At 65.8% G+C, this 7,766-nt stretch carries 8 protein-coding genes and 1 tRNA gene; 3 read left to right on the top strand and 6 right to left on the bottom strand.

The window, feature by feature from the left end; translation table 11 throughout:
• Positions 1–30: 30 nt before the first annotated feature.
• From lptB to JOY90_RS06375, 4 genes are all read right to left on the bottom strand, one after another.
• On the bottom strand, positions 31–1,071 hold the full coding sequence (lptB, locus tag JOY90_RS06390; RefSeq protein ID WP_291690304.1) for an LPS export ABC transporter ATP-binding protein: 1,041 nt from the start codon (positions 1,069–1,071) through the stop codon (positions 31–33).
• Between the two features lie 187 nt (positions 1,072–1,258).
• Positions 1,259–1,975 (bottom strand): LptA/OstA family protein, encoded by a 717-nt coding sequence (locus JOY90_RS06385; protein WP_291690303.1) that lies wholly within the window; start codon positions 1,973–1,975, stop codon positions 1,259–1,261.
• 8 nt (positions 1,976–1,983) lie between these two features.
• On the bottom strand, positions 1,984–2,721 hold the full coding sequence (gene lptC, locus JOY90_RS06380) for an LPS export ABC transporter periplasmic protein LptC (protein ID WP_291690306.1): 738 nt from the start codon (positions 2,719–2,721) through the stop codon (positions 1,984–1,986).
• A gap of 196 nt (positions 2,722–2,917) precedes the next feature.
• On the bottom strand, positions 2,918–3,532 hold the full coding sequence (locus JOY90_RS06375; RefSeq protein ID WP_291690302.1) for a ribonuclease D: 615 nt from the start codon (positions 3,530–3,532) through the stop codon (positions 2,918–2,920).
• Between the two features lie 207 nt (positions 3,533–3,739).
• Between JOY90_RS06375 and JOY90_RS06370 the strand changes: the two genes are divergently transcribed.
• Entirely contained in the window at positions 3,740–5,011 is a 1,272-nt protein-coding gene (locus JOY90_RS06370; protein WP_291690301.1) for an MFS transporter, read from the top strand.
• 150 nt (positions 5,012–5,161) lie between these two features.
• Here JOY90_RS06370 and JOY90_RS06365 read toward each other — a convergent pair whose 3' ends face one another.
• On the bottom strand, positions 5,162–6,010 hold the full coding sequence (locus tag JOY90_RS06365) for an adenylate/guanylate cyclase domain-containing protein (protein ID WP_291690305.1): 849 nt from the start codon (positions 6,008–6,010) through the stop codon (positions 5,162–5,164).
• 143 nt (positions 6,011–6,153) lie between these two features.
• On the opposite strand from JOY90_RS06365, the gene JOY90_RS06360 reads away from it, so the two are divergent.
• Positions 6,154–6,426: a hypothetical protein gene (locus tag JOY90_RS06360; protein WP_291690300.1), complete on the top strand. Its 273-nt coding sequence runs from the start codon at positions 6,154–6,156 to the stop codon at positions 6,424–6,426.
• Positions 6,427–7,148: 722 nt separating this feature from the next.
• Here JOY90_RS06360 and JOY90_RS06355 read toward each other — a convergent pair.
• A tRNA-Leu gene (locus tag JOY90_RS06355) sits at positions 7,149–7,235 on the bottom strand.
• 149 nt (positions 7,236–7,384) lie between these two features.
• Here JOY90_RS06355 and JOY90_RS06350 point away from each other — a divergent pair.
• A partial coding sequence (locus JOY90_RS06350) for an NAD(P)H-binding protein (protein ID WP_291690299.1) occupies positions 7,385–7,766 on the top strand: 382 nt, incomplete at its 3' end.

Raw genomic sequence — 7,766 nt, 5'->3', positions numbered from 1 at the left:
GTTGCCCGATGGCTGGAACCAAGCCCCAGGTCAGAGCCGGAATTCCTCACCCAGATACAGGCGGCGCACGTCGGGGTCGGCGACGATCTCTTCCGGACTGCCCTCGGTGAGAATCTCGCCGGCATAGACGATATAGGCGCGGTCGGTCAGGCCGAGCGTTTCGCGCACATTGTGGTCGGTGATCAGGACGCCGATGCCGCGATTGGTGAGATGCCGGACGAGGTCCTGAATGTCGCCGACGGCGATCGGATCGATGCCGGCGAAGGGCTCGTCGAGCAGCATGTAGTTCGGACGGGTCGCAAGGGCCCGTGCGATCTCGCAACGCCGGCGCTCACCGCCCGACAGCGCGATCGACGGCGTCTTGCGCAGCCGCGTGATGTTGAACTCGTCGAGCAGCTCATCGAGCCTGATCTCGCGCTTCTTCCTGGACGGCTCGACCACCTCCAGCACCGCACGGATGTTCTGCTCGACCGTCAGCCCGCGAAAGATCGAGGCTTCCTGCGGCAGATAGCCGATCCCGAGCCGCGCCCGCTGATACATCGGCAGCGCCGTGACCTCGTGGCCATCAAGCTCGATCACGCCGCGATCGGCCTTGATCAGCCCGGTGATCATGTAGAAGACCGTGGTCTTGCCGGCCCCGTTGGGACCGAGCAGCCCGACCGCCTCGCCGCGCCGCACATAGATGCTGACGCCGCGCACCACCTTGCGCGAGCCAAAACTCTTTTCCACGCTGTGCACCGCCAGAAAGCCCGGCCGCCGCAGCAATTGCGGGGCCCCGGCGGAGCCGTTGGCCCTCGCCGGCCGGGGCGCCGGCCTTGCGGCGGGCTTGGGTCGCGGGCGCGGCGCTTCCCCCCTCGGTGCCTGAGAATCGGGACGGGCTTGCGCCCGCGGCAGATCGAGCCCCGGCATCGCGGCCGCCGCCTCGCGCGCAATCGGCGGGGCCTCCCGCACCGAGTTCGCCAGCACGGCCAACGGGTCATCCATTGCGGTGATGTCGTCGCGCGAGCGCGCAAAGCCGCGGTCGCCGCGCTTGACCGGACGCCGACGAAACATGCCGAGTAGATCCACCATCCGCTACGCTCAGCCTATTGAAGGATGTTCCGCAAGCCGTCGCGCGGCGGCTCGTCTGGTCCAGCACGATGAGGATGGGTGCCCCTGCCCCGGCCCGGCCGAACCCCGACTCCCCGCGGCAGTAGATACAGATTCATGCCGCAGGCTTCAACCTCGGAGCGCCGACCCGTCTCACAAGCTTTTGATTCTACTTCGGTTTACCCGGATTGAGCATGGGGAGGGGCGATCCGCCTCCGGAGGCGGAGGCGGCGCAGCCTTCGTTCGACTGGGCAAACAGGCCCTGCACCTTGCCGCTGTCCGATTCGACGCGGGATACCCCCGTGGTCATGTCGACCAGCAGCCGGTCGCCCTTCAGGACGTTCTTGCATTGCGTCAGCACCACGCCGCCGAGCATGGTGATGAGGTTGGTCTTGGTGTCGAACACGGCGGTCTCCCCGGTCACGACCTGGTCCTTCTGGGTGACCACCACATTGCCACGCGCCTCGAGCCGCTTGATCGACGAGGCGCCGCCGGGCCCGGGGGTCGCCGCCTGCATCGGCGCCGCCGGCGCCTGCGATTTCGCCGCGCCCTTGGCAGGCGGCGTCGCGCCGGACGACTGGCTCGATTCGTAGAACACCACCAGCGTCTTCGAGGTCATGGTGGTGTCGCCCTGCACGACCTTGACGTTGCCGGCGAAGGTCGCCTCCTTCTTCTTGTCGCGCATCTCCAGCGAGGCCGCCTCGATCTGGATCGGCTGGTCGCGATTCTGCGAGAAGCCCTGCATGGCGTTGGGCACGCCCTGCATCGTGCTCTGGGCCCGCGCGGCACCCGCGCCGAGCGCGACGAGCGCGATCGCAAGCGTCACAGCGCCGCGCCCGATCGCGAGGCCTGACGTCGAACGGCCAGAGCTGGAATGCATCGCCATCGCGCTCATCATTTCGGATTGGATTTGCTGGAGCCTCGCGGGCGTGTGGCGGGCACGGCCTCGTTGGACGCCGTCGACGCGGTCTCCTGCGCCCCGTCGGGCTTGGTCGCGTCGAGATGCTCGAGCTGCATCACGACATTGCCCTCGAAGCGCACGACCTCGCCGCCCCCGGTAATGTGCAGCCGGTCGGAGGACAGCGTCCCGTTGGTCAGTTTGACGTCCACATGCTCCTCCGAATCGACCGTGTTCTTGCCGAGATCGACGAAGGCGGACGTGAGCCAGGCCTTATAGCCGCTGGTGGTCTCGAGATAGATATCCTTGTGCAGGTCGAGCGTCTGCTGCTTGTTGTCGAACAGGCCGGTGCGCGCATCGAGGAGCACGGTCGACTGGTCTTCCATCAGAACCTTGGAATGCAGGGTGTTGAGCTCGACGCGATCGGGATTGGTCACGTCCTGGACCGCGGTCTTGGCCCAGAGATCGTAGGGCCGCTGGTCGGGCGTGTAACCGGACAGATGCGGCGATTCCATGGTGATCTTGGTACCGGACACATTGAGGCCGCTGATGTCCAGCGGCAGCTTGTCGACCAGGGTCCGGAACGGATTGAAGACCGAGATGAACACCACGGTGCCCATCGCCACGACGACGGCCGCCGGCACCGCGACGCGCAGCACGTGCACGAAGCGGCTGTGACGCGCCGCCTCGCGGAAGCGCGCTTCAAGCCGCTGGTCCATGAGCCGCGGGTCCATGGTGGAGTTTCGAACCGAGTTCACCGTTGCTCCGAGTCAGACAGGTCAGCGTCAGATGGGTCGGTGCCGCCAAGCGCAGCAGCTCGCCATATTACCCCGCGTCGCGGCATTGTGCAGCCGGGACCTCCTCCGAAGGTATGACAGAAACGTGTTCGGGCCGACGCGGGGCTCGGCCCCGTCGACCCTCCTGAGTGCATCACGAATGGGAAAAAATGTCCTCGGTCTCCCAGCCCTGCAGGTCGAGCGTGGCCCGCGTCGGCAGGAAATCGAAACAGGCCTGCGCCAATGCGAGCCGGCCTTCGCGCGCCAGCATGGCATCGAGGCGCTCGCGCAGGGCATGCAGATGCAGCACGTCGGAGGCTGCGTAAGCGAGCTGCGCCTCGCTGAGATGATCCGAGCCCCAATCGCTCGACTGCTGCTGCTTCGACAGCTCGATGTTGAGCATGTCGCGCACCAGGTCCTTCAGTCCGTGGCGGTCGGTGTAGGTGCGCGACAGGCGGGAGGCGATCTTGGTGCAGTAGACCGGCTGTGGCATCACGCCCAGCGCGTGGAACAGCGCCGCGATATCGAAGCGCGCAAAATGGAAGATCTTGGTGATCTTCGGGTCGCCCAACAGCGCCTTCAGATGCGGCGCGCCGGTGTGGCCCTTGGGGATCTGCACCACGTCCGCGGAGCCGTCGCCATTCGAGAGCTGCACCACGCAGAGCCGGTCGCGATGCGGATGGAGTCCCATCGTCTCGGTGTCGACCGCGACCGAATCGGTGTAGCGGGAAAGATCGGGCAGGTCGCCGCGATGCAGGCGTACGGTCATGGTCCTTAGACCCCCGTCGAATCGATCGGATCGTTGTGCCGCCCCAATTGGGGCGAACGGCGGGCAGCGTCGTGCCAATCGTTTAGCACGCCGACCCTCCGGAGAGTAAAGCTGCCATAACAAAAAATTGGCTATTTGCCCCGGCCGCTTGCCTGTATCGCTGCGCCCTCCCCGAGACCCGCACGCTCTTCAACGCGACGAGGAACCATGTCTGAACAGACCCTGGCGGCGCCGATCGACGATGAGCAGGAGCTGGTGCGCGGCTTCTCGCGCTACCAGACGGGACTGGTGGTGCTGCTGGCGCTGGTTCAGTTCACCATCATTCTCGACTTCGTCATCATGTCGCCGCTCGGCGCGATCCTGATGCCGGCGCTCGACATCACGGCCGCGCAGTTCGGCGTGGCGGTCTCGGTCTATGCGTTCAGCGCCGGCATTTCGGGCGTGCTCGCGGCCGGCTTCGCCGATCGATTCGACCGCAAGCGATTGCTGCTGTTCTTCTACGCCGGCTTCGCGGCCGGCACGCTCGTCTGCGCCGCCGCGCCGAACTATCACGTGCTGCTGCTCGGCCGGATCGTCACCGGGCTGTTCGGCGGCGTGGTCGGCTCGGTCGTGCTCGCGATCATCACCGACCTGTTCGACCTGCAGCTGCGCGGCCGCGTGATGGGCTATGTGCAGACGGCGTTCGCGGCCAGCCAGGTGCTGGGCATTCCCGCCGGACTGTTTCTCGCCAACCGCTGGAGCTGGCATGTCGCCTTCGCGGCGATCGTCGGCGTGGCGCTCGCCGTGATCGCCGCGATCCTGCTCCTGATGCAGCCGGTCGACGGCCACCTCAAGCTCAAGCAGGAGAGGAATGCATTCACGCATCTGATCGCAACGGTCGGCGAGCCCCGCTACACGCTGGCGTTCGGCGTCACCGCCTTGCTCGCGACCGGCGGCTACATGCTGATGCCGTTCGGCAGCGCCTACACCGTGCACAATCTCGGCATCGACATCGTGCACCTGCCGACGATCTATCTGGTGTCCGGATTGGCCAGCATCCTGATCGGCCCGCTGGTCGGCCGGGCCTCCAGCGCCTTCGGCAGCTTTCCGACCTTCCTGTTCGGCACCACCCTGTCGATCGTCATGGTGACGATCTACACGCATCTCGGTCAGGTGGGGCTGCCCCTCGTCATCCTGATCAACGTCCTGATGTTCGTCGGCATCTTCTCCCGCATGATCCCATCGCAGGTCCTGATCTCGGCGATCCCCGTGCCGCAGCAGCGCGGCTCGTTCAGCGCCATCTCGGCCTCGCTGCAGCAGCTTTCCGGCGGCCTCGGATCGATGCTCGCCGCCGCCATCATCGCCGAGAATGCCGACGGCTCGCTCCGGCATTTCGACCGCCTGGGCTATGTCGTGATCGGCTCGGGGCTGATCGCGCTCGTCGCGATGTATTTCGTGCAGCGGCAGGTGAAGAGCAAGGCGGGGGCGGCGGTGGTGTGAGGCCGCAAAGGTCAGGCCGCAGTTGCGCAGGTCGGGTTAGCGACCTGTCCGCAGAAGCTCGTGGAGCGTGGGCGGGAGCGTAACCCGGCGACGGTCGGATCGGCGCGGCGGATTACGCCTTCGGCTAATCCGCCCTGTGGGGCTGCGGGGTCAGTCCCAGCGCCCCCGGCGCCTGTCCGAAGCAGGTTTGTGCCCCAGCACCGTCCGCAGGACGGCAACGAACAGCAATGCCGCGACCGGCCAATGAAACCAGATTTTGTGCAGCCCCGTGAAAACGTTGATTAGTATCAAGAAGCCCGAAACAGTGAGCATCACGGCAATGGAGCGGGGCAGGTTCGCCAACTGATCCGAGAGGGAGTTCGTCCAGGTCGGAGGCGCGTATCGGTCGTCAATCTGCCGAGCGCCGGCCTCCGGGGCTGCGACTCGGGGAGCAGGGCCTTCGCTGACGCCGAAGCCATGTCCCCCATCGGCTTGCTCGCCCATGGTCACGCGATAGCTGGTGACCGGAGCCACGTTCTTCATCTGTTGAAGACCGAGACAGTCGAAGCCGAGAGACAGCTTGTTGTGCACCTGATCGTAGACGGAGGCGGAGACCACGACGCCGCCGGGCTCGGCGAGGTCTTGCAGCCGCGCCGCGATGTTGACCCCGTCGCCGAAGATGTCGGAACCGTCCACCATCACGTCACCCAGATTGATGCCGATGCGAAACCGCATCTCGGCCGCGTGCGGTGGGTCCGCATTCCGACCGGAAATCTCCTGCTGAATCTCGACCGCGCACTGCACCGCCTCGACGACGCTGGCAAACTCGGCGATCACCGCATCGCCCCAGGTATTCACGATCCGTCCATCGTGACGCTCCACCAGCCCAGCAATGGCGGTGCGACAGCGGCGCAACGTCGCCAGCGTTCCGGCTTCGTCTACTCCCATGAGGCGGGAATAGCCGTGCACATCGGCGCACAGGACCGTGGTCAGCCGCCGTTTCAGTTTGTCGTCGGTCATCCGCTGCATGGTAGCCTCAATGACCGCGGGATGCATCAGCCATCGTCTGCCGCCACAGAGGTTTTACAGGCGCATCGGCGGGTCCAGCCCAGTGCAATCCGCCGACTTTCGCGGCCGTTCGACGGATTCGGCAGGAGATCTGCGTGAGCTGTGTCACCGACGACGGTCCGGACATCGTCAAGGATCGGCGCACTGTCGAGATCCAATTCATGGAGGTGACCATGCTCACGCTCAGCCGGCTGGATGCGATAGATGCCGACCGTCTGCGTCGGAAGCTCGATCGCACCTGGCGTATCGGCAAGGAAGGCTTGGCGCGGCGCCGATATCGCCTGATGTGCAGGGTGCATCTGCATCTGCACAAGGCGCTGATGGCCGATCATCGGACCGTGGGTTATTCGGACGCGCTGGCTTCCTAATCTCACACTCCATAACGATAGGCGGAAATTGCCGGACGGAATGGTGGATGCGCGCATGCCGACCTATCAAGATCGGTGAGCCGGATTCGCGCAGCCTAACCTGCCGGCTCCTGCATCCTGTTGACGGATTACGCCTTCGGCCAATCCGTCCTGCGGGCTGCCCGTCGTGCCAATCTGCCGCACAGAACCAGGCTTCTGATTTTGCGAATTTCTGTTGACGCCGACCCCAAATCAGGGGCATAATCCCCCCGTCCCGCGCTCATCCAAGAGGGGCGTTTCGCGAATCGTCACGAACGTTGGGTGTGGGATGCGGTGGACGTTGCCAGGTCGGGCGCTTCGGCGCGACGACGACTGATCTGGCGGCGGACGGCCAAGCCGTGTGGTCCTGACATCCCGACGCTGATGCCAAGCCTGCCGTGATGTGCACGCATCAGGCAGGCGACGGTGGCCAGAAAGCCCGGCGCACCGAGGAGAGCGCGGAGCAGCCGTTAAAACCATTGCGCAGGGAAGGCCGGGTCATCTCGGCTGAGCCTGTGGTTCCTGCCCCGTGCACTCTTCCCGCACGGGGGCCATGGGTGCCAGCCGGCACCCGGTCTTCCCTGCGCCCTCTCGATATTCAGGAGGGCTCCGATCGCAGAGCTCGGACGCGGAAACGCGCCGCGAGGCGGCCTTCGCGCGCGCCCGCCGCCGAAATAACGATATCAATCGCTTGGGGAGTAGCGTGGTGCCCAGGAAAGGACTCGAACCTTCACGGCCGTTAAGCCACTGGCACCTGAAGCCAGCGCGTCTACCAATTCCGCCACCTGGGCATGGGGCCGGTTACTTACGGATCGGCCGCGCCCTTGTCAAATTGAGGATGCGGGTGAATTGAGCTATACAGCCGCGGACCGATGGCGTATCGCGAAATCCGCCGGATTCCGCGTGATCCGCCGCATTCGCCCCCTCTAGGAAGCTCGCCATGGCATCAAATCTGGACACGCTGGTCACGGTTTTTGGCGGATCGGGCTTCATCGGGCGAAACGTGGTCCGGGCGCTCGCCAAGCGCGACTATCGCATCCGGGTCGCGGTGCGCCGCCCGGAGCTGGCCGGCCATCTGCAGCCGCTCGGCCGGGTCGGCCAGATCCACACCGTGCAGGCCAATCTGCGCTATCCGGCCTCGGTCGAGGCGGCGATGCGCGACTCCCATGTCGCCGTCAACCTGGTCGGCATCCTCACCGAGGGCGGCGCCCAGACCTTCGACGCTGTGCAGGCCAAGGGCGCCGAGACGGTCGCCAAGGCCGCCGCCGCGGCGGGGGCCAGCATGGTGCAGGTCTCGGCGATCGGCGCCGACGCGCAGTCGC

The sequence above is a fragment of the Bradyrhizobium sp. genome (genome assembly GCF_019242285.1).
Taxonomy (GTDB): Bacteria; Pseudomonadota; Alphaproteobacteria; order Rhizobiales; family Xanthobacteraceae; genus Bradyrhizobium.
This window is presented reverse-complemented; position numbering and strand designations above follow the sequence as displayed.

Bases quoted from the DNA above. Each gene is read 5' to 3' on its own strand.
- lptB (WP_291690304.1), bottom strand. From the start codon at position 1,071: ATGGTGGATCTACTCGGCATGTTTCGTCGGCGTCCGGTCAAGCGCGGC.
- JOY90_RS06385 (WP_291690303.1), bottom strand. From the start codon at position 1,975: ATGGCGATGCATTCCAGCTCTGGCCGTTCGACGTCAGGCCTCGCGATC.
- lptC (WP_291690306.1), bottom strand. From the start codon at position 2,721: ATGGACCCGCGGCTCATGGACCAGCGGCTTGAAGCGCGCTTCCGCGAG.
- JOY90_RS06375 (WP_291690302.1), bottom strand. From the start codon at position 3,532: ATGACCGTACGCCTGCATCGCGGCGACCTGCCCGATCTTTCCCGCTAC.
- JOY90_RS06370 (WP_291690301.1), top strand. From the start codon at position 3,740: ATGTCTGAACAGACCCTGGCGGCGCCGATCGACGATGAGCAGGAGCTG.
- JOY90_RS06365 (WP_291690305.1), bottom strand. From the start codon at position 6,010: ATGACCGACGACAAACTGAAACGGCGGCTGACCACGGTCCTGTGCGCC.